25 protein-coding genes are annotated in these 23,481 nt (G+C 73.9%); 17 read left to right on the plus strand and 8 right to left on the minus strand.

Features of this window, described 5'->3' with window-relative positions:
* The first annotated feature begins 4 nt into the window (after window positions 1–4).
* Window positions 5–823 (plus strand): SRPBCC family protein, encoded by an 819-nt coding sequence (locus GOBS_RS05190; protein ID WP_012947245.1) that lies wholly within the window; start codon window positions 5–7, stop codon window positions 821–823.
* Between the two features lie 115 nt (window positions 824–938).
* Window positions 939–1,907 carry a patatin-like phospholipase family protein gene (locus tag GOBS_RS05195; RefSeq protein WP_012947246.1) on the plus strand — a complete coding sequence of 323 codons (969 nt, stop codon included), beginning with the start codon at window positions 939–941 and terminating at the stop codon, window positions 1,905–1,907.
* On the opposite strand, the gene GOBS_RS05200 is transcribed toward GOBS_RS05195, so the two are convergent.
* Complete coding sequence (locus GOBS_RS05200) at window positions 1,908–2,876, minus strand: NADPH:quinone oxidoreductase family protein (protein ID WP_012947247.1); 969 nt, start codon at window positions 2,874–2,876, stop codon at window positions 1,908–1,910.
* A 17-nt stretch (window positions 2,877–2,893) separates the two neighbouring features.
* Window positions 2,894–3,295 (minus strand): DUF1761 domain-containing protein, encoded by a 402-nt coding sequence (locus tag GOBS_RS27110; protein WP_012947248.1) that lies wholly within the window; start codon window positions 3,293–3,295, stop codon window positions 2,894–2,896.
* Window positions 3,296–3,427: 132 nt separating this feature from the next.
* On the opposite strand from GOBS_RS27110, the gene GOBS_RS05210 reads away from it, so the two are divergent.
* The 5 genes from GOBS_RS05210 (at window position 3,428) to GOBS_RS25205 (ending at window position 8,045) form a co-directional block, all read left to right on the plus strand.
* Window positions 3,428–4,459 carry an aldo/keto reductase gene (locus tag GOBS_RS05210; RefSeq protein WP_012947249.1) on the plus strand — a complete coding sequence of 344 codons (1,032 nt, stop codon included), beginning with the start codon at window positions 3,428–3,430 and terminating at the stop codon, window positions 4,457–4,459.
* Window positions 4,460–4,603: 144 nt separating this feature from the next.
* Entirely contained in the window at window positions 4,604–4,921 is a 318-nt protein-coding gene (locus GOBS_RS05215; RefSeq protein ID WP_012947250.1) for a PspC domain-containing protein, read from the plus strand.
* An 88-nt stretch (window positions 4,922–5,009) separates the two neighbouring features.
* The gene (locus GOBS_RS05220) at window positions 5,010–5,633 is read left to right on the plus strand and encodes an LURP-one-related family protein (RefSeq protein WP_012947251.1); all 624 of its coding nucleotides are present in this window, start codon (window positions 5,010–5,012) and stop codon (window positions 5,631–5,633) included.
* Window positions 5,634–5,840: 207 nt separating this feature from the next.
* Complete coding sequence (locus GOBS_RS25200) at window positions 5,841–6,890, plus strand: GGDEF domain-containing protein (RefSeq protein ID WP_166487294.1); 1,050 nt, start codon at window positions 5,841–5,843, stop codon at window positions 6,888–6,890.
* The gene (locus tag GOBS_RS25205; protein ID WP_279432647.1) at window positions 6,891–8,045 is read left to right on the plus strand and encodes a putative bifunctional diguanylate cyclase/phosphodiesterase; all 1,155 of its coding nucleotides are present in this window, start codon (window positions 6,891–6,893) and stop codon (window positions 8,043–8,045) included.
* A gap of 237 nt (window positions 8,046–8,282) precedes the next feature.
* On the opposite strand, the gene GOBS_RS05230 is transcribed toward GOBS_RS25205, so the two are convergent.
* The 3 genes from GOBS_RS05230 to GOBS_RS05240 are packed head-to-tail and all read right to left on the minus strand — an operon-like array spanning window position 8,283 to window position 11,810.
* A complete protein-coding gene (locus tag GOBS_RS05230) occupies window positions 8,283–9,122 on the minus strand; it encodes a succinate dehydrogenase/fumarate reductase iron-sulfur subunit (RefSeq protein WP_012947252.1) in 840 nt (279 codons plus the stop codon).
* Between the two features lie 22 nt (window positions 9,123–9,144).
* Window positions 9,145–11,091 (minus strand): fumarate reductase/succinate dehydrogenase flavoprotein subunit, encoded by a 1,947-nt coding sequence (locus GOBS_RS05235; protein WP_012947253.1) that lies wholly within the window; start codon window positions 11,089–11,091, stop codon window positions 9,145–9,147.
* Window positions 11,092–11,105: 14 nt separating this feature from the next.
* A complete protein-coding gene (locus GOBS_RS05240) occupies window positions 11,106–11,810 on the minus strand; it encodes a succinate dehydrogenase cytochrome b subunit (protein WP_166487295.1) in 705 nt (234 codons plus the stop codon).
* Between the two features lie 167 nt (window positions 11,811–11,977).
* Here GOBS_RS05240 and GOBS_RS05245 point away from each other — a divergent pair, with 167 nt between their 5' ends.
* Entirely contained in the window at window positions 11,978–12,586 is a 609-nt protein-coding gene (locus GOBS_RS05245; protein WP_012947255.1) for a sulfite oxidase-like oxidoreductase, read from the plus strand.
* A 160-nt stretch (window positions 12,587–12,746) separates the two neighbouring features.
* Window positions 12,747–13,373, plus strand: coding sequence for an FAD-binding oxidoreductase (locus GOBS_RS05250; RefSeq protein WP_208104384.1), 627 nt, complete (start codon window positions 12,747–12,749; stop codon window positions 13,371–13,373).
* Window positions 13,374–13,478: 105 nt separating this feature from the next.
* Here the strand turns inward: GOBS_RS05250 and GOBS_RS05255 are convergent, their stop codons facing one another.
* Window positions 13,479–14,960: a M1 family metallopeptidase gene (locus tag GOBS_RS05255; protein ID WP_012947257.1), complete on the minus strand. Its 1,482-nt coding sequence runs from the start codon at window positions 14,958–14,960 to the stop codon at window positions 13,479–13,481.
* A 219-nt stretch (window positions 14,961–15,179) separates the two neighbouring features.
* Here GOBS_RS05255 and GOBS_RS05260 point away from each other — a divergent pair, with 219 nt between their 5' ends.
* Window positions 15,180–15,695, plus strand: coding sequence for a GNAT family N-acetyltransferase (locus GOBS_RS05260; RefSeq protein WP_041241345.1), 516 nt, complete (start codon window positions 15,180–15,182; stop codon window positions 15,693–15,695).
* A gap of 61 nt (window positions 15,696–15,756) precedes the next feature.
* Here the strand turns inward: GOBS_RS05260 and GOBS_RS05265 are convergent, their stop codons facing one another.
* Window positions 15,757–16,455: a hypothetical protein gene (locus tag GOBS_RS05265; RefSeq protein ID WP_012947259.1), complete on the minus strand. Its 699-nt coding sequence runs from the start codon at window positions 16,453–16,455 to the stop codon at window positions 15,757–15,759.
* Between the two features lie 123 nt (window positions 16,456–16,578).
* Between GOBS_RS05265 and GOBS_RS05270 the strand changes: the two genes are divergently transcribed.
* The 3 genes from GOBS_RS05270 (at window position 16,579) to GOBS_RS05280 (ending at window position 18,700) form a co-directional block, all read left to right on the plus strand.
* Window positions 16,579–17,058, plus strand: a complete 480-nt coding sequence (locus GOBS_RS05270) for a hypothetical protein (protein ID WP_012947260.1) — start codon at window positions 16,579–16,581, stop codon at window positions 17,056–17,058.
* 107 nt (window positions 17,059–17,165) lie between these two features.
* Window positions 17,166–17,978 carry a formate/nitrite transporter family protein gene (locus GOBS_RS05275; protein WP_012947261.1) on the plus strand — a complete coding sequence of 271 codons (813 nt, stop codon included), beginning with the start codon at window positions 17,166–17,168 and terminating at the stop codon, window positions 17,976–17,978.
* 230 nt (window positions 17,979–18,208) lie between these two features.
* Window positions 18,209–18,700 (plus strand): anthrone oxygenase family protein, encoded by a 492-nt coding sequence (locus GOBS_RS05280; RefSeq protein WP_166487296.1) that lies wholly within the window; start codon window positions 18,209–18,211, stop codon window positions 18,698–18,700.
* A 24-nt stretch (window positions 18,701–18,724) separates the two neighbouring features.
* Here GOBS_RS05280 and GOBS_RS05285 read toward each other — a convergent pair whose 3' ends face one another.
* Window positions 18,725–19,270 carry a DUF1990 family protein gene (locus GOBS_RS05285; RefSeq protein ID WP_012947263.1) on the minus strand — a complete coding sequence of 182 codons (546 nt, stop codon included), beginning with the start codon at window positions 19,268–19,270 and terminating at the stop codon, window positions 18,725–18,727.
* A gap of 59 nt (window positions 19,271–19,329) precedes the next feature.
* Here GOBS_RS05285 and GOBS_RS05290 point away from each other — a divergent pair, with 59 nt between their 5' ends.
* The 4 genes from GOBS_RS05290 (at window position 19,330) to GOBS_RS05305 (ending at window position 23,408) form a co-directional block, all read left to right on the plus strand.
* Window positions 19,330–20,187, plus strand: a complete 858-nt coding sequence (locus GOBS_RS05290) for a HipA family kinase (RefSeq protein ID WP_012947264.1) — start codon at window positions 19,330–19,332, stop codon at window positions 20,185–20,187.
* Window positions 20,184–20,576 carry a DUF3037 domain-containing protein gene (locus GOBS_RS05295; protein WP_012947265.1) on the plus strand — a complete coding sequence of 131 codons (393 nt, stop codon included), beginning with the start codon at window positions 20,184–20,186 and terminating at the stop codon, window positions 20,574–20,576. Before GOBS_RS05290 ends, GOBS_RS05295 begins: the two co-directional genes overlap by 4 nt.
* 292 nt (window positions 20,577–20,868) lie before the next feature.
* Entirely contained in the window at window positions 20,869–21,066 is a 198-nt protein-coding gene (locus GOBS_RS05300; protein WP_012947266.1) for a DUF3995 domain-containing protein, read from the plus strand.
* Window positions 21,067–21,173: 107 nt separating this feature from the next.
* Window positions 21,174–23,408: a PhoX family protein gene (locus GOBS_RS05305; RefSeq protein WP_012947267.1), complete on the plus strand. Its 2,235-nt coding sequence runs from the start codon at window positions 21,174–21,176 to the stop codon at window positions 23,406–23,408.
* Window positions 23,409–23,481 lie beyond the last annotated feature (73 nt).

Raw genomic sequence — 23,481 nt, forward strand, 5'->3', positions numbered from 1 at the left:
AGCGATGACGACCAAGGTCGAGAAGTCGATCCAGGTCGACGTACCGGTGAACCAGGCCTACAACCAGTGGACCCAGTTCGAGGACTTCCCGCACTTCATGGGCGGGGTCAGAGAGGTCCGGCAGCTCGACGACCGGCACCTGCACTGGGTCGCCGAGATCGCCGGCGTCCGGCGCGAGTGGGACGCCTCGATCCTCGAGCAGGAGCCGGACCGGAAGGTCGCCTGGGCGGCCACCAGCGGCGCCACCAACGCCGGCGCGGTCCGCTTCGAGGCCGCCGGTCCCAGCTCCACGATCGTGTACCTGACCCTGGAGTACGAGCCCGAGGGTGCCGTGGAGCAGATCGGCGACAAGCTCGGCATCGTGGAGCGGCAGGTCAATTCCGACCTGAAGAGGTTCAAGGAGCTGATCGAGGACGAGGGCTACGCCACCGGTGCGTGGCGGGGCTCGGTGAACGAGGACCTCGACGTCGGCACGCCCGGTGTCGGGGACGCCGTCGGCTCGCACGGTGACAGCGGCAAGGCGGGGGTGTCGGGCAAGGCCGTCGCCGCCGGCGTCGCGGCCGTGGCCGGTGTCGCGGCGGCAGGCGCTGCCGTCGCGGCCGCGTCGAAGGGGGGCGAGGAGACGCAGCAGCCGACGGGCGCGACCCAGCCCCAGCAGGTCACCGTCGTCGAGCAGCCACCGCCGGACGTCGTCCGGGACGACGCGCTGGTCGAGGAGTCGGACCCGGCCGGGTACACCGCGCCGTCCTCCACCGAGGGCGTCGAGAAGGGTGTCCGGGACTCAGGTGACGACCCCATGATCGGAGGCGGCAGCCGCAGCTGAGCCCAGCGGTCGGTGGAGGCGCGAGCACCACCGCCTCCACCGACCGGCACGGTGATCGATCCGGACAGCAGGGCTGCTCGCGGACCTGACGGGGGCCTGGCACGCTCGCTGCGTGATGCGCGTCGGCGTGGTGCTGGGCGGTGGCGGCGTCGTGGGCCAGGCGTACCACTCGGGCGTGCTGGCGGTGCTCGAGCACGACTTCGGCTTCGACGCCCGCACGGTGGACGTGATCGTCGGGACCTCGGCCGGCTCCATCACCGGCACGCTGCTGCGGCTCGGCGTCTCCGCCGAGGACCTCGCCGCCTGGACGGTGAAGGCACCGCTGTCCGACGAGGACGAGGTCCTGCGGCACGTGGCCGGCACTCCGGTCCCGGAGCTCGCCCCCTTCAACCCGCTGCACGTCCTGCGCCGGCCGCTGCGGCTGCCGGGCCGGCACATGGTGCAGCGCGCGCTGGCCCGCCCGTGGCAGTTCCGGCCGCTGGCGGCCGGCATGGCCCTGATCGCGCCCGGGCAGCACGACATCGCCGAGCAACTGGCCGCACTCCGCGAGCTTGAGGGGCCGGGATGGCCGGACCCGGACCTGTGGATCTGTGCCGTCCGGCAGCGCGACGGCCGCCGGATCGTGTTCGGTCGCCCCGGCACGCCCGAGGTGCCGGTGCACCAAGCGGTCGCGGCGTCGTGTGCGGTGCCCGGCTACTTCGCTCCGGTCCGGATCGGAGGGCACGGCTACGTCGACGGCGGGGTCCACTCGCCGACCAACGCCGCCGTCCTCCGCGGTCGCGGACTCGACCTCGTTCTCGTCATCTCGCCGATGAGCGGTCCGGCGGGGTGGCTCCCCGACGTCTACGCGGCCTCCCGCCGGCACGCCGCACGCCTGCTGAGGCAGGAGGTCAGGGCGCTGCAGCGGGCGGGTATCCGGACGGTCGTCTTCGCTCCCGGCGCGGCCGAGCAGCGCGCCATGGGCAACGACATGATGTCGCGGCACGACCTCAACGGCGTCATCCAGACGTCCTTCCTGGCGACCGGCGCGTATGCCGCCAGACCCGAGGTCGCCGACCTCATCCGAGCCGCAGTCGGCCGCTGATCAGGGGACCAGCGCGAGCTTCCCGACCACGTCCCGCCGGCCCAGCCGGGTCAGCGCCTCCGCGGCCCCGTCGAGCGGGAGGCAGCCGGGTTCCGGCGGTCGCAGTTCGCCGCGGGCGACCCGGCCGAGGACGTCGGACACCAGGGCGCTCGCCGCCTCGGGCTCGGTCCGCGCCCAGTCGCCCCAGTCGACGCCGACCACGGTGCGGTTGCGCAGCAGCACGACGTTCGCCGGCAGCCGGGGGATCTCCCCGCCGGCGAACCCGACCACGCAGAACCGCCCGTAGGCGGTCAGCGACCGCAGCGCCGCCTCGGCCGCCGGGCCACCCACCGGGTCGACGACGACGTCCGCCCCACCACCGGTGACCTCGCGCACCCGGTCCTTGAGGTCGGTGTAGTCGACGGTCAGCTCGGCGCCGGCCGCGTGCGCCGCGTCCCGCTTGGCCTCCGTGGACGCGGCGGCGACGATGCGGGCACCCGCCGCCCGGGCGACGTCCACCGCGGCCAGGCCGATGCCACCGCCCGCGCCCAGCACCAGGACCCACTCGCCCGGACGCACCCGCACCCGCCGGGAGAGGGCGAAGGTCAGCGTGCTGTAGCTCTCGACCGCGGTGGCGGCCACGGCCGGGGGGACGCCGTCCGGCAGTGGTGACACCGCCCAGGCGGGGGCCACCAGGTCGGTCGCGAACCCGCCACCGCCCATCGACAGGACGACGACCGGGTCGCCCACCGACACGGTGTCGACGTCCGCACCCACCGCGCGCACCCGGCCGGCCACCGCCGACCCCGGCGTGTGGGGGAGCGGGGGCCGCACCTGGTAGCGGCCCTGCACGATCAGGCCGTCGACGAAGGCGACGGCCGCCGCCTCGACCGCGACGACCACCTCACCGGACCCGGGGACCGGGTCCGGTTCCTCGACCAGTTGCAGCCGGTCGACCGGGCCGAACTCCCGGCACACGATGCGTCGCACGCGCTCCCCTCCCGACGTCAGCGCCGGCGACGGACCCCGGTGGCCAGGGACACCAGCAGCAGCTTGACCAGCCAGTCGCCCGCGTGGATGGCGGCCAGCCGCCAGGGGACCTTCTCGTGGACGACGGACCCGGTCAGCAGGACACCCGGGAACGCGACCCACAGTGCCAGGCCGAGCCGCACCGCGTCACGCGGGCGGGTCACCCCGGTGCGGGCGGCGAGAGCGGAGACGGTCACCGCCACGGTGCCGCTGCGGGCCAGCTCGACGGGCACGATCCAGCCGGCCGCCGCGGTGTCCTCCGCGTAGGCGTCGTGCAGCTGCGCCAGCCGGCGGCCGAACGCCGCGTACCACGCCCCGCTCGCGGCAACGGCTGCTGCGGTGGCGAGACCGATCGCCGGCAGGTCCTCGACGGTGCGCACGGTTCCTCCTCGGTAGGAGCACGCCGGTGGTCCGGAGCCCCCGCAGTAGACCAGGCAGCCCGCCCCTCCGGTGGTGATCACACGGCGGCTGCGGCAACGTGCAGCGGGAGCGCGAGGGACAGGAGCACCGTCGTGGAGTACCGGACGCTCGGCCGCAGCGGCTGCTCGGTCTCGACCCTTGCCCTGGGCACGATGACCTTCGGCGCCGAGACCGACGAGGCGGGCGCGCACGAGCAGCTCGACCTCTTCGTCGAGGCCGGCGGCACGCTGGTCGACCTCGCCGACGTCTACTCCGCCGGCGCGGCCGAGGAGATCACCGGGCGCTGGCTGGCGTCCCGGCCAGCCGACGTCCGCGACCGCGTCGTCCTCGCCACCAAGGGCCGCTTCCCGCTGACGGAGGAGCCCAACGCCCTCGGCAACTCCCGCCGCCACCTGCGCCGCGCGCTCGAGGACTCCCTGCGCCGGCTCGGCGTCGACCACGTCGACCTCTACCAGCTGCACGCCTGGGACCCGCTCACCCCGCTCGAGGAGACCCTGCGCTTCCTCGACGACGCGGTCTCCGCCGGCACGATCGGCTACCCGGGCCTGTCGAACTTTACCGCCTGGCAGGTGCAGAAGGCCGTCGACCTCGCCGAGCACCGGCACCTCGCCGTCCCGGTCACCCTGCAGCCGAGCTACAGCCTGCTCGTGCGGGACATCGAGTTCGAGGTCGTCCCCGCCTGCCTGCACAACGGCCTCGGCATGCTGGCCTGGGGCCCGCTCGGCGGCGGCTGGCTGTCGGGCAAGTACACCCGCGACCAGCGGCCGGAGGGCGCGACCCGGCTGGGGGAGGACCCCGGCCGCGGCATGGAGGCCTACGACCGGGTCGGCTCCCGGCAGCGCACCTGGGACGTGCTCGAGGCCGTCCAGGACGTCGCCGAGGCGCGCGGGGTGTCGATGCCGCAGGTCGCGCTCGCCTGGCTGGCGGCCCGGCCCGGCGTCACCTCGGTCATCCTCGGCGCCCGCACCACCGACCAGCTGCGGGACGACCTCGGCGTGGTCGACGTGACCCTGGACCTGGACGACGTCGCGCGGTTGGACGCCGCCAGCGACCCCGGGCGCGCCGACTACCCGTACGGGGACGTCGGCGCCGAGCAGCGCAGCCGGACGCCCGCCGGCCCCTGACCCGCGGGCAGCGGCTCGTCCCGGACCGAGGCCACCGAGTCCGGCACCCGGAGCCCGACCGGGGACACCCCGACCGCAGGAACCGGGGGACGATCCGGGTCTTCCCCGGTGTTCGCGGGGTCCGGGCCACGCCAGGCTCGTCCCATGACCAGCACACCCCAGGTCCCCGCACCCACCCGTCCCGAACTGCGCCGCAGCGGCACCGACCGCTGGCTCGGCGGCGTCTGCGGCGGCCTCGCCGAGTACAGCGGCATCGACGCCGTGCTCTGGCGGGTCGGCGCCGTCGGCCTCACCGTCGCCGGCGGCGCCGGCGTCGTCGTCTACCTGCTGCTGTGGGTGCTGCTGCCGTCGGCGCCGCTGCCCGCCGACCGATCCCCGTCGATCCTCGACGGGTTCGTCGACCGGCTGCACGCCGCCCTCACCGGGACCCGATCCGGCCCTCGGCCGGGCGGCTCCGTCTGAGAGGACGGCCCGCGACCGGCGGGACGGCATCCCGATGGGCCACGATGACGCTCCAGCACCCACCCCCGACCAGCACGGGAGACCCGACGTGACCGTTCCGCCCGGACCGCAGCAGCAGCCCACCCCGATGGTGGTGCCGGCCTTCTTCGTCAGGCAGCGGATCACGCTGATGGTCAACCGCTACGAGGTCGTCGGGATGAACCCCGACGGCTCCGAGGGGCCGCTGCTCGCGTTCGCGGAGCAGAAGCGGATGAAGCTCAAGGAGGAGGTCGTCTTCTACGCCGACGCCTCCAGGAGCCGCGCGGTCTTCAGCTTCAAGGCGCGGCAGCGGCTCGACGTCGCCGCCGAGCACGACGTGTTCGACGAATACGGCAACCCGCTCGGGTACTTCCGCAAGCAGTTCGGCGCCAGCCTGCTGCGCTCGACCTGGAACCTGTCGGCTCCCGGCATCGACGCCGTCGGCCGGGAGCGCCGGCAGTCGATCGCCATCCTCCGCCGGGTCTGGGACTTCATCCCCTACATCGGTGACGTCTGGGTGCCGTTCGTCTTCCACTTCGACTTCGTCGACACCGCGACCGGCGCCCCGGTGCTGACCAGCGAGCGACAGAAGGCCGTCCGCGACCGCTACACCGTCAGGGTGCCCGACCCGCGGCTGGACTTCCGCGTCGCGGCGTCCATGGCCGTCGCCCTGGACGCGCTGCAGAGCCGCTGAGCCGGGCGGCTGCTCCCGCCGTTCGGTCGGTTCGACGCCGCGTCACCGCTCCCCTCCAGCGGGTGAGGCAGGCCCGGGATCCGCCGCGGCGGGCTGAAGGGCCGCTGTCGGGTGACCGATGCTCTCCCTGTGGTCCAGGTACTCGCGCGCGCCGCCCGGCGTCGACGCACCCGACAGCCGGCCGACCGGTCGCTGCGGGTCGTCCGCGTGTCCGCCACCGTCCTGACGTCGGTCTACGTGCTGTCGCTGGTGGCCCACGGGCTCGGGGACGACGGCGTGCTCGCCACCCTCGCCGTCGGTGGCAAGTGGGTGTTCCTCGTCGGGCTGACCGGGCTGCTGGTCCTGCGGGCGCGGGCTCTGCGGGAGGACCGGGGCGCCTGGCTGCTCTTCGCCGCCGCCGTCGGGTCCTACACCGTCGGCTCGCTGGGCTACGCGCTGGCCGACGCCGCGCCGGGGCCGATCGTCCGGCCCGCCTGGTTCGACCTCGCCTTCGTCGCCTTCCACCCGCTGGCCTGTGCCGCCCTGTTCCGGCTGCTCCGGACGCGGGTCAGGCGGCTGACGTCGGGCATGTGGCTCGACGCCGTGGTCACCGGGCTGACCGCGGCGGCGTTCGCGTCCGCGTTCGCCATCGGCGCCTACCTCGACACCGCCCTGCGCGGCGCCGTCCTGATCGCCGTCTACCCGATCGCCGACCTGCTGCTGCTCGTGCTCATCGCCGGCGCCCTCGTGGTCATCGGCCGCGGCGCCGGTGCCGTCTGGTGGTGGCTCACCGCCGGGACCGCGCTGTTCGTGCTGACCGACACGCTGTACGCCTACCAGGTCGCCCACGGGACCTACGCCGTCGGCGGCCCGCTCGACGTGGGCTGGGGCCTGGCGTTCCTCGGCTACGGCCTGGCCGCCTGCCAGCCGCCGATGCCGCGCAGGACCGACCAGCTGCTCGGCGTGCGGGCGCTGGTCGTCCCGGGGCTGTGTGCCATCGGCGCGCTCGTCCTGCTGCTGCGGGGCTACCTGGAGGACGGCGACCCGCTGGCCGGCGGGCTGGCGTTCACCGCCGTGGTGGCCGCCCTCGCCCGCACCGCGCTGACCTTCCGCGAGGTCGGCGCCCTGGCCGACAGCCGGCAGCAGGCGCGCACCGACGAGCTCACCGGCCTGCCCAACCGCAGGCAGGTCTTCGAGACCTTCCGCGCCGCCGACGTCCGGATGGCCGCCGGGGGGACCACCGCGGTGCTGGTCCTGGACCTGGACCGGTTCAAGTAGATCAACGACTCCCTCGGCCACGGCGTCGGCGACGCCCTGCTGCGCGAGGTGGGGCCGCGGCTGGCCGGCCACCTCCGCAGCGGCGACCTGCTGGCCCGCCTGGGCGGGGACGAGTTCGTCGTCCTGGCCTCCGGCCTGGGTGAGGACGGCGCGCTGGCCCTGGCCGAGCGGCTGTGCGCGACCCTCGAGCAGCCCTTCCAGCTCGCCGGCATGGCGCTCGGCGTGGACGCGAGCGTGGGCATCTCCATCGGCCCGCGGCACTCCGGGCACGCCGAGGAGCTGCTGCAGATGGCCGACCTGGCCATGTACGCGGCCAAGGCCGGCCGCAGCTGCGCGGTGGTCTACGACGAGGCGCGTCACGGCTCCGGCCGGTACCGTCTCGAGGCCGTCGCCCAGCTGCGCCGGGCCATCGACGAGGGCGAGCTGGTGCTGCACCACCAGCCCAAGCTCGACCTGCGGACTGGCCGGGTCGACGGGGTGGAGGCGCTGGTGCGCTGGCAGCACCCCGAGCGCGGGCTGCTGTTCCCCGACGCGTTCGTCGAGCTCGCCGAGTCCGCCGGCCTCATGGGGCCGCTGACCCGCCGGGTGCTCGACGCCGCGCTGGCCCAGCGGCGGGCGTGGGCCGACCGCGGGCGCGAGCTGACCGTCGCGGTCAACGTCAGCCCGTCGAACCTGGTCGACGAGGGCTTCCCCGACGAGGTGGCCGGGCTGCTCGCCCGGCACGGCGTCCCGGCGACCGCGCTGGTCCTCGAGGTGACCGAGAGCCTGCTCATGGCGGACCGGGAGCGCGCCGTCCGTGTGCTCTCCGCGCTGCGGGAGACGGGCGTCGGCATCTCCATCGACGACTACGGAACCGGCTACTCGAGCCTGGCCTACCTGGCCAGCCTCCCGGTGACCGAGCTCAAGCTCGACCGCACCTTCGTCAGCGCGATGAACGACAGCGACCGGTCGGCGTCGATCGTCACCTCGACGCTGCAGCTCGCGCACGCCCTCGACCTGGTGTTCGTCGCCGAGGGGGCCGAGGACCGGGCCACCGTCGACGCGCTCGCCGCGCTGGGCTGCGACGTCGTCCAGGGGTACCACCTCAGCCGCCCGCTGCCGGCCGAGCAGCTGGAGCTGTGGCTGGAGGCCAGGACGGCCGCCCCGGTCGCCTGACCGCCGTCCTTCGACGGTCGCAGTTCCCGCACGCCGGGGCCTGTTGCGGGTCGACCTGGCGTCCCCGGGGTCGCCGCCCGAGTGGGGCCGCCGGGATCAGGCCCGTCGGGAACTGAGCCGCCCGCCCCCGGACGCGCCGGAGGGCGGGACCCCTGTCCGGGTCCCGTCCTCCGGCGGTGGGCCCCGCTCAGAGGCTCACCCCGAGCTGGCGAGGGGTGAGGGGAGCGGGGTCCTCTTTCAGCTCTTCGGCCGGGCACCGGCGCGCAGCGCGCCGAGCAGGTCGTGGTTGAGCCGGGAGATGTTCTCCATCGAGATGCCCTTGGGGCAGGCCGCCGAGCACTCGCCGATGTTGGTGCAGCCGCCGAAGCCCTCGCGGTCCTGCTGGGCGATCATGTTGACCACCCGCTCGTCGCGCTCGGGCTGGCCCTGCGGGAACAGCCCCAGGTGGCTGACCTTGGCCGCGGTGAACAGCATCGACGAGGCGTTCGGGCACGCCGCCACGCAGGCGCCGCAGCCGATGCAGGTCGCCGCGTCGAAGGCCGCGTCGGAGTCCTTCTTCGGCACCAGGATCGAGTGGGCCTCGGGCGCGGTCCCCGTCGGTGCGCTGATGTAACCGCCGGACTGGATGATCCGGTCCAGGGCGCTGCGGTCGACCGAGAGGTCCTTGATCACGGGGAACGCCGTCGCGCGCCACGGCTCGATGTCGATCGAGTCGCCGTCCTTGAACTTGCGCATGTGCAGCTGGCAGGTGGTCGTGGGACCGCCCGAGGTGCCGCGGCCGTGCGCCGTGCCGTTGATCATCAGACCGCAGCTGCCGCAGATGCCCTCGCGGCAGTCGTGGTCGAAGACCACCGGGTCGTCACCGGCGAGGATCAGCTTCTCGTTCAGGACGTCGAGCATCTCCAGGAACGACATGTCCGGGGAGATGTCCTCGACCTGGTAGGTCACCATCCGGCCCTTGTCGGACGGGCCCTTCTGACGCCAGATGCGCAGCGTCAGCGTCATGCCGTGGGGGGCCATGGCCGGGTCGGTCTCCGTGCCGGACGCGAAGCTCGCGCCCTCACGTGTCGCTGTCACTCGTAGCTCCGCTGGGTCGTCGTCACTTGTAGCTGCGCTGGGCGAGGTGGACGTACTCGTACTCGAGGGCTTCGCGGTGCAGGACGGGGGGAGCGCCCTCCGGCGTCCACTCCCACGCGGCCACGTAGGCGAAGTTCTCGTCGTCGCGCAGCGCCTCGCCCTCGGGGGTCTGGCTCTCGGCCCGGAAGTGCCCGCCACAGCTCTCGGCGCGGTGGAGGGCGTCGACGCACATCAGCTCGGCGAGGTCGATGAAGTCGGCGACGCGGCCGGCGTGCTCCAGGGTCGGGTTGATCGTGTCCAGGTCGCCGGAGACCTTGAGGTTCGTCCAGAACTCCTGGCGGATCTCGGGAATCCGGTCCAGGGCCTTGCGCAGACCCTCCTCCGAGCGCTCCATGCCGCACAGGTCCCACATCAGCCGGCCGAGCTCGCGGTGGAACGAGGCGGGGGTGCGGCTGCCGTTGATCGACAGCAGCTTCTGCACCCTGCCCTGCACGTCCTGCAGCGCCTCGGCGACGGCCGGGTGGCTGTCGTCGACCTTCTCGAAGGGGCCGTCGGCCAGGTAGTCGTTGATGGTGTTCGGCAGCACGAAGTAGCCGTCGGCCAGGCCCTGCATCAGCGCGCTGGCGCCCAGGCGGTTCGCGCCGTGGTCGGAGAAGTTGGCCTCGCCGATCACGAACATGCCGGGGATGGTCGACTGCAGGTCGTAGTCGACCCACAACCCGCCCATCGTGTAGTGGACCGCCGGGTAGATCCGCATCGGCGTCTCGTAGGGGTCCTCGCCCGTGATCTGGGCGTACATGTCGAACAGGTTGCCGTACTTGGCCTCGATGGCCGGCCGGCCCAGCCGCTCCATCGCGTCGCCGAAGTCCAGGTAGACGCCCAGCCCGCCCGGGCCCACGCCGCGGCCCTCGTCGCAGACGTTCTTCGCCTGGCGCGAGGCGATGTCGCGGGGCACCAGGTTGCCGAACGCGGGGTAGATCCGCTCGAGGTAGTAGTCGCGCTCGGACTCGGGGATCTCGCGTGGGTCGCGGCTGTCGCCGCGCTCCTTGGGCACCCACACGCGGCCGTCGTTGCGCAGCGACTCGCTCATCAGCGTGAGCTTGGACTGGTAGTCGCCCTTGACCGGGATGCAGGTCGGGTGGATCTGCGTGTAGCAGGGGTTGGCGAAGTACGCGCCCCGCTTGTGCGCCCGCCAGATCGCCGTGGCGTTGGAGCCCTTGGCGTTCGTGGACAGGTAGAAGACGTTGCTGTACCCGCCGGTGGCCAGGACGACGGCGTCGGCGAAGTGGGTGCTGACCTCGCCGGTGATGAGGTTGCGCGCCACGATGCCCCGGGCCCGGCCGTCGACGATGATCAGGTCGAGCATCTCGTGCCGGGCGAACTGCTCGACGGTGCCGGCCGCCATCTGCCGCTCCAGCGCCTGGTAGGCGCCGTAGAGCAGCTGCTGACCGGTCTGCCCGCGGGCGTAGAAGGTGCGCGACACCTGCGCACCGCCGAAGGAGCGGTTGTCGAGCAGGCCGCCGTACTCGCGGGCGAAGGGGACTCCCTGCGCGACGCACTGGTCGATGATGCTGACGCTGACCTCGGCGAGGCGGTGCACGTTGTCCTCGCGGGACCGGAAGTCGCCGCCCTTGACGGTGTCGTAGAACAGCCGGTGCACGCTGTCGCCGTCGTTGCGGTAGTTCTTCGCGGCGTTGATGCCGCCCTGTGCGGCGACGCTGTGTGCCCGGCGCGGGCTGTCGTGGAACCAGAAGTTCTTGACCTTGTAGCCGGCCTCGCCGAGCGTCGCGGCGGCCGAACCGCCGGCCAGGCCGGTGCCGACGACGATGACGGTCAGCTTGCGGCGGTTGGCCGGGTTGACCAGGCGGGCCCGGAACCGGCGGGTGCTCCACCGCTCGCCGATCGGCACGTCCCGGGGTGCCTTGGTGTCGGCGATCGGGTCGCCGACGGAGAAGAGATCGAGAGACATCGCGATGGGCTCCTTTAGCCGACGAGGCCGAAGAGAACGCTGAAGGGGACGACCAGGAAGCCGCCGATGAGCACCACGGAGAACACGAGGGCGAAGAGGTTGACCGTCTTCTCCCGGCGCTTGTTGCTCTGCCCGAGGGTCTGCGTGGCGCTCCAGATGCCGTGCCGCAGGTGCATGCCGAGCAGGACCAGCGCCAGCACGTAGACCGCGGTGATGAGCGGGTTGGAGAAGCCGGCGATCAGACGGTCGTAGGGGGTGCCGTCGGGGCCCTCGGGGTTGGCCACGCCCATCGTGAGGTCGAGGATGTGGTAGACGATGAAGAGGCCGACGATCACGCCGCCCCAGCGCATGGTCCGCGAGGCGTAGCTCTGGGCCACGGCCTTCTTGGTGACGTAGCCGTGCGGCCGGGCCCGCTTGGCCTGTCGCCACAGCGAGATCACCGCCCAGGCGTGCGCGATGACCACGGTCAGCAGGACGATGCGGATGATGGTCAGCGTCGTCTGCGCGGGGACGGCCGGCTCGCCGATCGTGCGGATCCACTCCGAGTACCCGTTGAAGGACTCGCGGCCGGCGAAGACCTTGAGGTTCCCGATCATGTGCGCGATCAGGTACAGGACCATGATGATGCCGGTGACCGCCACGACGGCCTTCTTGGCCACCGAGTTGGTCTTGGCCACCTTGGGAGTCCTGCGCTGTCCCGGCTGCGTCACCGTCACCACGAAGGCAAAGGTAGGCCCCTGCCAGGATTGCGACCACGTCAACGCGCGGTGACTCAGCTCTCGTAAGGGTGCCCTTACCGTGCCGGACGGTTACAGTTCGCGCCCGCGAGGGCTGGGCCACACCCGCGGAGCGGTTGGCCGGCCCCCCGGCGGGGGAGGAGCACGGCATGGCTGGACCCACGCGAGGATTCCTCGGACGGCGCCGGGAGCGCGACCCGCGCCTGCCGCCCGGGCAGTACGACGCCGGCCGCGACTGGCCGGTGCTGACCGCCGAGCCGACGCCGCGCATCTCGCCGGAGACCTGGAGCATCACCGTCGACGGCCGGGTGGAGAACCCGACGACGTGGACCTGGGACGAGGCCCACCGGCTGCCGCGCTCGGAGTACCGCGGCGACATCCACTGCGTCACCACGTGGTCGAAGTTCGACACCTCGTTCGCCGGCGTCAGCGTCGACACCCTGCTCGAGGCGGCCCGCCCGACCCCCGAGGCGCACTTCGTCGTCGCGACGTCCAAGACCGGCTACACCACCAACCTGCCGCTGGAGGACGTCACCGGCGGGAAGGCGTGGGTGGTGTGGGAGTACGACGGCGGCCCGCTGCCCATCGAGCACGGCGGCCCGGTGCGGCTGCTCGTGCCGCACCTCTACTTCTGGAAGAGCGCCAAGTGGGTCACCCGGCTGACCCTCCTGCAGCGCGACCAGCCCGGCTTCTGGGAGCAGAACGGCTACCACGACCGCGGCGACCCGTGGCGCGAGCAGCGCTACCAGGGTGACTGAAGAAGGACCCCGCTCTCCTCATCCCTCGCAGGCTGGGGATGAGCCTCTGAGCGGGGCCGTCCCGGCCCCGGGCGGGCCTGGAGGCGGGGCCGGCCGGGCGCCCAGCGGCGGGTGGCGCACCGCGACCGTCGTCGGCGTCCGGCGGCCGGTGCCGCGGGCGGTGGAGCTGCAGCTCGACGTCGCCGACCGGGTTCGGCACCTGGCCGGCCAGCACTACGTCGTCCGGCTGACCGCCGACGACGGCTACACCGCCCAGCGGTCGTACTCGGTCGCCTCCGCGCCGGGGGACCCGCTGGTCGAGCTGTTCGTCGAGCGCCTGGACGACGGCGAGGTCTCCACCTTCCTCGCCGACGTCGTCGAGCCCGGCGACCGGCTGGAGGTGCGCGGCCCGATCGGCGGCTGGTTCGTGTGGGACGGCGAGCGGCCGGCGCTGCTGGTCGGCGGCGGCACCGGCGTCGTCCCGCTGGTCGCCATGCTGCGCGCCGCGCGCGATCTCGGCCGCACCGACCTGCTGCGCACCGCCGTGTCGACCCGCACGCTCGCCGAGCTGCCCTACGCCGACGAGCTGCTCGAGGCCGGCGCGCTGGTGGTCACCACGCGCGAGCCCCACGGGGTGCGGCCGGCCGGCCGGCTGACCGCCGCCGACCTCGTGCCGCTGTGCGAGCCGGGTCGGACGGCGTACGTCTGCGGTTCGGATGGCTTCGCGGAGGCGGCCAGCCGGCTGCTCGTCGACCTGGGGATCCCGGCGGCCGACGTCCGCGTCGAGCGCTTCGGCGCCAGCGGGTGAGGAAGGACCCCTCGAAGGACCCCCTGCCCTCGTCGGCCCCCCTGCAGGGTCCCGCCGCGAGCTTGCGAGCGGTGGGGGTGGGGGGAGGGCAGGAAGGGCCCTTCTTCAGCCGAGCGGCGGCCGCTCAGGGGTGTACAGCCATGCCTGGAAGAGGTCGTCGAGGTCGCGCCCGGACAGCTCCTCCGCCAAGGCGGTGAACTCCTCGGTGGTGACCGCCTCGCCGGCCCGCGAGGTGGCCCACTCCTCGACGATCTGGGAGAACGCCGTGTCGCCGACGACCTGCCGCAGCGCGTGCAGCGTCATGGCGCCGCGCTGGTAGACGGCCGGGTGGAAGAGCAGGGCGGTCTCCGGTCCCGGGTCCCCGACGAGGACGGTCCAGAAGGGCGGCTCCGAGCCGGCGAAGAGCGTGTCCGCGTTGGCGTACAGCCTGTCGAACTCCGCCTGCGGGGTGGAGAGGCCCTCCCGTTCCAGCCAGAGCCACTCGGCGTAGGTCGCGAATCCCTCGTTGAGCCAGATGTGCTGCCAGGCGCCGAGCCGGACCGAGTCGCCGTACCACTGGTGCGCCAGCTCGTGGACCACGACCAGGTCGCCGGACAGCGGGTCGGCGAAGAAGCCGGGTGCGTACACCGGCCGGGTCTGGGTCTCCAGCGCGAAGCCCATGCCGGGGACGTTGTCGACGATCGCGCCCGCCGTGCTGAACGGGTACGGGCCGAACGACTCGGCCAGGAACTCGATGACCTCCGGCTGCCGGGCCAGGGCCGCGTCGATGACCTCGCCGGCGAGCGGACCCTCGGTCGCCGGGGCCAGGTCCAGCTCGGCCAGGGTCGGGTCGACCGCGTCCCAGTACCGGATGCCGTCGGCCTCGTACGCCCGGAGGTCGAACTCGCCGACGGCGAGGGTCACCAGGTAGGTGGCCATGGGCTCCTGGGCGTCCCACGACCACGTCGTCCACCCGTCGTGCGTCGAGGTGTCCTCGAGCGCACCGTTGGAGACGCCTTCGAGCCCCTCGGGGACGGCGATGGCCACGGCGACCGAGGCGGCGTCGAGCGGGTGGTCGTTCGCCGGGAACCAGGTGGCCGCGACGTCGGGTTGGCCGGCGACCAGGGCGCCGTCGTCGGTGTGGAAGAAGCCCGACTGTCCGAGCAGGGGGTCCTCGATCGTGGCCGGCACGCCGTCGTAGGTGACGGCGACGGCGAACTCGCGGTCGTGCCACAGCGGCCGATCCGGGGTGACCGTCAGCTCGCCGCCGTCCCGGCTCCAGGTCGCCGGCCGGCCGTCCACCGTCACCGACCGCACCTCCAGGCCCTCGAAGTCGAGGTTGAGGGCGGACAGGTCCTCGGTCGCGGTCGCCTCGATGGTCGCCGTGCCGGAGAGCACGTCGGTCGCGGGGTCGTAGCGCAGGTCCAGGTCGTAGTGAGCCACGTCGTACCCGCCGTTCCCGTCCAGCGGGTAGTAGGGGTCGCCGATCCCCGGGGCGCCCGGGGTCGGCTCCCCTGACCATCGCCCGTGGTCGTCGGCGACCGCGGTCGCCGGGACGAGCCCCACGAGGACCGTCGTGGTCAGCAGCACTACAGCCCTGCGGGCCATGGCCCCTCCCCGGTGTGGGCGGTCGTCCCGACACCGGGACGGCCGGACGCTAGCCCCGCCGGTGGTTGTTTCGACCCGACCCGGGCAGGCTCACCTCCTGTCGCGACGCGTTTCCTGACCGACCGCATCTGGGAGTCTGCTGTGAGCCACGTCATGGCGGTGGCCGCGGAGGGGTCCCCGTGTCCGGGGGCCGGCGGCCGCACCGGGAGAATCCAGGCCGTGCACACCGAGGTCTGCCCGGTCGAGGCCGTCGACGACGACCTCCGGGCGCAGCTGCTCGCCTGCTGGACCGACGTGAGCAACGCCGGCGGGTCGGTCGGCTTCGTGCCTCCGGTGACCGAGGAGGAGGTCGCGCCCCACCTCGACGCGGTGGTCGAGCGGGTGCACCGTGGCCACGAGCTGTTCGCCGTGCTGCGTGTGGACGGCGAGTTCGCGGGGTTCGCCGTCCTGTCGCTGCCGGTCAGCCCGCTGAGGCGGCACTGGGCCACGGTGCTGCGCGTGCAGGTGCGCCCGGAGCGGCAGGGGCGGGGCCTGGGCCGGGTGCTGGTGAGCGGGGTGCACGCCATCGCCCGGGACCGCGGGCTGGAGTTCCTGCACCTCACCGTGCGCGGCGGTACCGGTCTCGAGGCGTTCTACGCGACCTTCGGCTACCGCGAGTTCGGCCGGATGCCGGGGGCGGTCCGGGTGGCGCCGGGCGACGACCGCGACGAGCTGCACCTGACCTGCCGGCTGTGAGGGGGACCATCCGCCCCCCACGCCTCGCACGCTCGGCGCGGGACCCTGGAGGACGGGCCGGTCACGCGAGCGGATCGCGGCCGGCCACGGTGCCCTCGGCCGAGAGCAGGGCCAGGCGGGCGAACAGCTCCTCGGCATACCAGCCCTCCTGCGCGGTCCGGGTGACGACGGCGGCGTGCGGGGCGCGGTCGTAGGCGAAGGAGTTCAGCGCGGCCGCGGAGTCCCAGACGCTGAAGGTGCCCTGCAGCCCGAGCGGGGCCTCGCCGATGCCGAGCGCGAGGCGCAGGCCCGGGCTGTCGTGCAGGTCGGCGGAGACCGGTGGGACGGCGCGCCAGAACGTCACCGCCTTGCGCGGGGTCAGCCGGGCGCGGGTGACCGCGGCGACCGGGCCGTCCCAGCGCTGCGGCCAGGGCTTCCCGAACGGCTCCGCCCGCGACCACCGACCGCGGGCGGCGAGGGGTCGCATCCTGGCGCTCCACTGCTCGTCGGCGATCCGCTGCCACCGGCGGACGACGTCCCCGGACTCGAAGGCGGCGGCCGACCGCTCGTCGTCCCACACCGCCAGCAGCGCCCACCGGCGGGGGTCGGCGTCGCGCACGGTGAAGGTCCGCCCGCTGCCGGTGCCCAGCAGCTTGGCGAACCGCAGCCCGGGGGCGCGGCGCAGCGGACGCCGGCCGGTCGCCATCCGCATGAGCGCGGCGGGCACCGACCAGCCGGGCACGCCCCAGACGTGCAGGGTCGCCAGCCGTCGTGTGGTCACGGGTCCGATCCTCCCCGTCACGGGCGGGCCGCGCCGCGGCGAGGCCGCCGTCACCGGGCCCCGATCGATCGCAGCCGTCGCTACGCTGAGTCCTGCCCCGTGACACAGAGGCTGGGAGCGGGCATGGCTGACCAGGTCGATCGCCGGCAGGACCTGCTGCGACGGATCAACGCACGCCGGGCGGGGGTCGAGGCCTACCTGCGCCGGCGGGGACCCCGCGTCCGGCGGTGGAGCACCGTGACGCTGGTGCTCACGTCCCTGTCAGCGGTCTTCACCGCGGGACCCGCGCTCGGCGGGGTTACGTTCGCCGAGGCTGTCAAGAACCTGCTGGACGTCAACAGCACCTCGACGGTGTGGAAGACGCTCTGCTTCCTGGCTCTCCTGGTCTCGGTCGGCGCCACGGTCCTGACCAACATCAACAGGTCGCGCGACCCCGTCGCGGAACTCAGCGCGGTCGAGGCGGCCGGCGCCGAGCTCGAGGGGCTCGCCACGCTGTTGGAGTTCGGCACGATCTCCGTCGACGACGGCGTGAAGCTCTACCAGCAGTACGTCACCAAGATCCCGTTCGTGGACGACGCACCCGCCGTCGCCCGGCCGGGGTGAGCGACGCCGACGTGTGCGGCCGCGGGGGGTCCGGGTAGCTCCCATCCGGTCGCGCCTCCGCCTCGAGGGCCCGGGGAGCCGGCGGGCCGCCCGAGAGGAGGCCTGCCGTGGCGCAGACCGCACGCGAGGAGCTGGGCGAGACCGACGCCCCGGTCGAGGACCAGGTGGTGCAGGCCTTCGACAAGATCGTCGACGAGGGAGCACAACGGCTGCACCGCTCGTGGCGGGAGGTGCTGACCACCGGCCTGGCCGGCGGGCTCGAGGTGGCCACCGGCGTCGTCTCGCTGCTGGCCGTCTACGCCGCCACCGGTAGCCACCTGCTGGCCGGGCTGGCGTTCAGCATCGGCTTCATCGCCCTGATGCTGGCCAAGAGCGAGCTGTTCACCGAGGGCTTCCTCGTGCCCGTGACCGCGGTGGTCGCCGGTCGGGCGGGCGTCGGGCAGCTGGGCAAGCTGTGGGCCGGGACGCTGGTCGCCAACCTGGTCGGCGGCTGGCTGGTCATGTGGCTGGTCGTGCACGCCCTCCCCGAGCTCGGCGCTACGGCGGTCGAGTCGGGCCGCACCTTCGTCGAGGCCCCGCTGGACCTGCAGGCGGTCTGCCTGGCGCTGCTGGCCGGCGCCTTCATCACGCTGATGACCCGGATGCAGCACGGGGCCGACTCCGAGACGGGCAAGCTCGCCGCAGCGGTGGCCGGGGCGTTCCTGCTCGCCGGCCTGGTGCTGTTCCACTCGATCCTGGACTCGCTGATCATCTTCGGGGCGATCCACCACGGCGCCCCGTACGGCTACGGCGACTGGCTGGCCTGGTTCTGGTACACGACGCTGCTGAACGTCGTCGGCGGGCTGGTGGTCGTCACGTTCCTGCGGCTGGTGCGCAGCAAGGAGCTGATCCAGCGAGAGCGGTCCGCCGCCCACTCCTGAGGACGCCGTCGCGCTGGTGTCCCTGACCCCACCGCTGCTCGCGCTGGCCGGTGGCGTGGTCGCCTCCCGCGCTCCGCGGGCCTGGCCGGCGCCCGGCGCCCGGCGCCCGGACGATGGGCGCGGTCCTGCTCGATGGCCCCGACGTCCAGGGCGGTCACCGGACCGTCCCCGAGGGCGGCGTCGCTGGCTACGCTGCCCTCGACGACCTCCCGACCCGTGAGGTGACGTCCATGAGATCGCGCCAGCACCGTCCGGCCGTCGCGTGTGCACGGCCGCTCGCGCTCCTCTCGGCCGTGCTCGCCGGGCTCCTCGCGGGAGGGATGGTGCTCATCGAGGCGGTGCTCCTGCCGTTCTGGCGCAGCGTCCCGCCCGCCGAGTTCCGCAGGTGGTTCACGGCGAACGCCCCGCGCATCCGCACGCTCATGGTGCCGCTGGGTGCCGCTGCCGGGGTGGTCGGTGTCGCCTCGGCGATCACGGACGTGGTCACCTCCCGCCGGCGCAGCCCGGCCTCGCTCACGGCCGCGGCAGCCACGGTGGGGGTCGTGGCCGTGACCGTCACGGTGAACGAACCGGCCAACCACCGGTTCACGGGAGGCTCCCTGACCGATGCGGAGACGGCGGACCTGCTGGCCTCGTGGGCGCGGTGGCACCACCTCCGGGTCGCCCTCGGCGTCGTCGCCACGGTGGCCGCGGCGTCGGCGCTCCCCCCGCGCAGGCCCTGAGGCCCCGAGCACGCGGAACGGCCGTCATCCCTCGGTGGCCTGCCGGACGGCGGTCAGGTAGCGCGCCGTGGCCAGCCGCTGGACCAGCGTGCTGACCGGCCCGCCGAGACGGGCCAGCGGCGAGGCCAGCCGGGCGAACACCCGCAGCGTGAAGACGACGTCGCCGCCGGGCTCGAGCCGGACGACGAACGCCTCCTCGCCGCTCTCCGGGTGGCCCGGCAGCGTGCCGTAGGCGAAGCCGCGCTCGTCGCCGGTCGCCTGCGCCCACACCACGCGGCACGGGATGTCGTAGCCCGGCCGCGGGAGCCCCGCGGTCAGGACGACGACGGTGCCCGGCTCGCTCGCCGGCCCGGTCGCCCGCACCCGCAGCCTGACGCCGCGCTGCATCCGCCAGTCGAACACCGCCGCCACGGCCCGCTGGAACGCCTCCGGGCCCGAGCCGACGACGACGGAGCGCTCGACGTGGTCGTAGCCGGCCGGCAGCTCGGCGTCCCGCGTGGCGCCCACCTCGGCGTAGGTGAACGGGACGTCGACCAGGTCGGCGGGGTCGAGGACGCGCAGGAGGCCCATGCCCCCAGTGTCGTGGCCGCCGGTCCGCCCGGCGTCCCGCCGGTAGGGTCGCGGCCACTGTGCTGCCCGCCGTCACCGCCACCCGCTACGTCACCCCGCTGCGCGAGGGTGGCTCGCTGCCCGGGCTCATGGAGGCCGACGACCTGGGCACCTACGTGGTCAAGTGGCGGGCCGCCGGGCAGGGCGTGGAGGTGCTCGTCGCCGAGGTGGTCTGCGGCGAGCTGGCCCGGGCCCTGTCGCTGCCCGTGCCGGCGCTGGTGACCGTCGACGTGGCGCCGGAGCTGGCGGTGGGGGAGCCCGACGTCGAGGTGCAGGAGCTGCTGCAGCGCTCGGCCGGGGTCAACCTCGGGCTGGACTACCTGCCCGGGGCGCTGGACTTCGAGGCCGGCGTCGCGGAGGTCGACGCCGAGCTGGCCGGCCGGGTGCTGTGGTTCGACGCGCTCGTGGGCAACGTCGACCGCTCCTGGCGCAACCCGAACATGCTGTTCTGGCACGGCCGGCTGCAGCTGATCGACCACGGCGCCACGCTGACCTTCCACCACCACTGGCCCGGTGCCGCCGCCGCGGTGACCCGCCCCTACGACGCCGCGCAGCACGCGCTGGTCGAGTGCTCGCCCGACGTCCGCGCCGCCGACGCCGCGCTCGGCGCCCGGGTCACCCGCCCGCTGCTGGAGCAGGTGCTGCGCCAGGTGCCCGACGACTGGCTGCAGGGACCGTCGCCGGACGACGCTCCCCAGGAGGTGCGCGCCCGCTACGTCGACCAGCTGCTGGCCCGGCTGGCCGCCCGCGACGCCTGGCTGCCGCCGCTGGTGGCCGCCGCGGCCGAGGGCGGGTCGCGCCGCCGCCGGGCCCCGCGCGGGGAGAACCGGCCGTCGTGGCTGGGCCCGCCGCCGCCTGCGGGGACGACCCAGCGGTGAGCCGGGACACCTTCGAGTACGCCGTCCTGCGCGTGGTGCCGCGGGTGGAGCGCGGGGAGTCGCTCAACGCCGGCGTCCTCGTCTACTGCCGCCAGCGCGACTACCTGGGTTCCCGGGTGCACCTGGACGCCGACCGGCTGCGCGCCCTGGACCCCACCGCCGACCCCGGCGCGATCCGCCGCGCGCTGCAGGCCGCCGCGGACGTGTGCGCCGCCGACCCGGCATCCGGCGCCGCCGGGCGCGAGGCGCTGGGGTCGCGGTTCCGCTGGCTCACCGCGCCGCGCAGCACCGTCGTCCAGGCCGGGCCGGTGCACACCGGGCTGACCGACGACCCGGACGCCGAGGCCGACCGGCTGCTGCAGCTGCTGGTCCTGCCGCTGTCGGAGTGACCGACCGCAGCAGGCTGCTGGCCCCTCCGGCGTACGGGGCGGCCGTGCTCGCGGCACTGTCGGCCGCGGTGAGCGCCCACTGGCTCGCCGGAGGCACCTGGTCGCTGTCGACCGTGCGGGGTGCCGTCGAGGCGCAGGGCCGGCAGGGCGGCGACGTGGTGACGGCCGGGCTCGCCCCGGTCGTGGTGCTGGAGCTCGCGGTCGCGGGGGCTGGCCCTGGCACTGGCACACCCGCCGGCCGGTCGCCGGCTGCAGCGGCTGGTCGGGACGGCGGCGCTGCTCGCCGGCGGCGGTGCTCACCCCCTACGGCGGGGTGCTCGTCGGCGTCGGGGCGCTGGCGTTGACCGGGGTCCTCGGCGAGCCGGCCGACCCCACCGCGCTGCGCTGGCACGTCCTCCCCTGGGACCCGTGGTTCCTGTTGTGGGGTCTGCTGCTCGTCGTCGCTGCGCTCTCCCGACGACGGCTGTCCCGCGGTAGCCCGTCCGGGTGAACGGCAGGTGGCCGGCGGCTTCACGAGACCCACGCCCGTGCGTCATGCGGGCGTCGGTCCTCCGCACTAGCGTCCGGGCTCCGACGTCTCCCAGAGCCGAGGACCCGATGACGGACACCTCCAACCCCCGCCGCCGCCTCTTCCTGCCCCTGCTCAACTCGGTCCGTCACGGCACGCGCAGCCACGCGACCTGCCACTACAAGTGCGGCAACGCCTGCGACGCAGCCGTGCCCAACCGCACCGACAACCCCACGTTCGAGTCCGTCGTCCAGACGGCCCTCAGCCGGCGCGCCCTGCTCAAGGCAGCCGGCGCCGGGGCCCTGGTGGTGGCCACCGGCCCGCTGTTCCCCGAGCCGGCGGCGGCCGCGCCGGGACGCGCTGGGACGGCCCCGGACGGTGCCCTCACCTTCGAGCCGGTCGAGCAGAACTTCCTCGACGAGCTCGTCGTCCCGGCCGGTTACGGCTCCGCCGTCGTGATGCGCTGGGGCGACCCGGTGGAGGAGGGCGCGCCCGACTTCGACATCGACGCGCAGACCGCCGAGGCGCAGGCCAGGCAGTTCGGCTACAACTGCGACTTCATCGGGTTCCTGCCGCTCGGGCGCCGGCGCGCCCTGCTCGTGGTGAACCACGAGTACACCAACGAGCAGCTGATGTTCTCCGGCGTCCCCGAGGAGGAGGCGCCGACCACCGACGAGCAGAAGCGCGTCGCCATGATGGCCCACGGCATCTCCGTGGTGCAGATTCAGCGACAGGGCGACTCGGGCGTGTGGCTGCCGACCCCCGAGCGCGACCGCAACCGGCGGATCACCGCCTCGACGCCCTTCCACGTCACCGGGCCCGCCGCGGGGTCGGAGTACCTGCGGACGACGGCAGACCCCGAGGGCCGCACCGTCCTGGGCACGCTCAACAACTGCGCCGGCGGCATCACCCCCTGGGGCACGACGCTGCACGGCGAGGAGAACTTCAACCAGTACTTCGGGGCGTCCGCGCCGATCACGGAGGACCCGCGGGAGCCCCGTCTGGGCCGGTACAGCGTCAGCGCGGAGGACTCGGCCGGTCGTCGGTGGGAGGCCGTCGACCCGCGGTTCGACCTGGCGCAGGAGCCCAACGAGGTCAACCGCTTCGGCTGGGTCGTCGAGGTCGACCCGTACGACCCCACCTCGACCCCGCGGAAGCACACGTCGCTGGGGCGCTTCAAGCACGAGACGGCCAACGTCCGCATCGCCGAGGACGGCCGGGTCGTCGCCTACTCCGGGGACGACGAGCGGTTCGACTACATCTACAAGTTCGTGTCGAGGAAGAAGTACCGCGAGGGCGACGACCGCGCGGCGCGGGCGCACAACATGACGCTGCTCGAGGAGGGCGACCTCTACGTCGCCCACTTCAGCGGCGACTCGCCGGCCACGGAGATCGACGGCAGCGGCACCCTGCCCGGGGACGGCGAGTTCGACGGCACCGGCCGGTGGGTCCCGCTGGTGCAGGACGGCCGCTCGATGGTCCCGGGCAAGGACGTCGCCTGGGTGCTGACCTTCACCCGGCTGGCCGCCGACCGCCTCGGCAAGCAGCTCGACGCCAACGGGGACTTCCCCGACCCGGCCAACCCGGTGGTCGTCGACCCGGGGCAGGTCCCCACGAAGATGGACCGGCCGGAGGACATCCAGGTCAACCCGGTCAACCAGCGGGTGTACGCGGCCCTGACGAACAACTCGAACCGGACCGGTCAGGACGGGCGGCCCGGGGCGGACGAGGCCAACCCGGTGAGCCGGTCGTTCGCCTTCGACGCCGAGGACGGCCGTTACGAGGAGCGTCCCGGCAACCGCAACGGCCACGTCATCGAGTGGGAGGAGACCGGCTCGATCGGGGGGGACACCTTCACGTGGCGGGTCTTCATCCTGGCCGGGAACCCGGAGGACCCCGGGACCTACTTCGCCGGCTACGACAAGTCCCAGGTCAGCGCCATGTCCTGCCCGGACAACCTGGAGTTCGACCCGGCCGGCAACCTGTGGATCTCCACCGACGGCACCGTGCTGTCGACCCGGAACCAGGAGGCGGGCACCGTCGGAGGCACGAACGACGGGCTCTTCGCCGTCCCGACCGAGGGAGCCGAGCGCGGGCACCTCAAGGCGTTCCTCACCGTGCCCATCGGTGCCGAGTGCAGCGGCCCGATGATCCCCCGGGACGGGCGGTCGGTGTTCGTGTCCGTCCAGCACCCGGGCGAGACCACCGGCTCGACGAGGGACGCCCCGACGAGCACCTGGCCCGACCGGCTGCCCGAGCGGCCGTTCCCGCGGCCCAGCGTGGTGGTGGTCGCCCGCGAGGACGGCGGCCGGATCGGCAGCTGACGAAGGGCCACCCTGCCCCCGCCGCTCCTCAGCGGACCCCCACTGCTCGCGAGCTCGGGGTGGTGCCCTGGAC

The sequence above is a fragment of the Geodermatophilus obscurus DSM 43160 genome (assembly GCF_000025345.1).
GTDB classification, from domain to species: Bacteria; Actinomycetota; Actinomycetes; order Mycobacteriales; family Geodermatophilaceae; genus Geodermatophilus; species Geodermatophilus obscurus.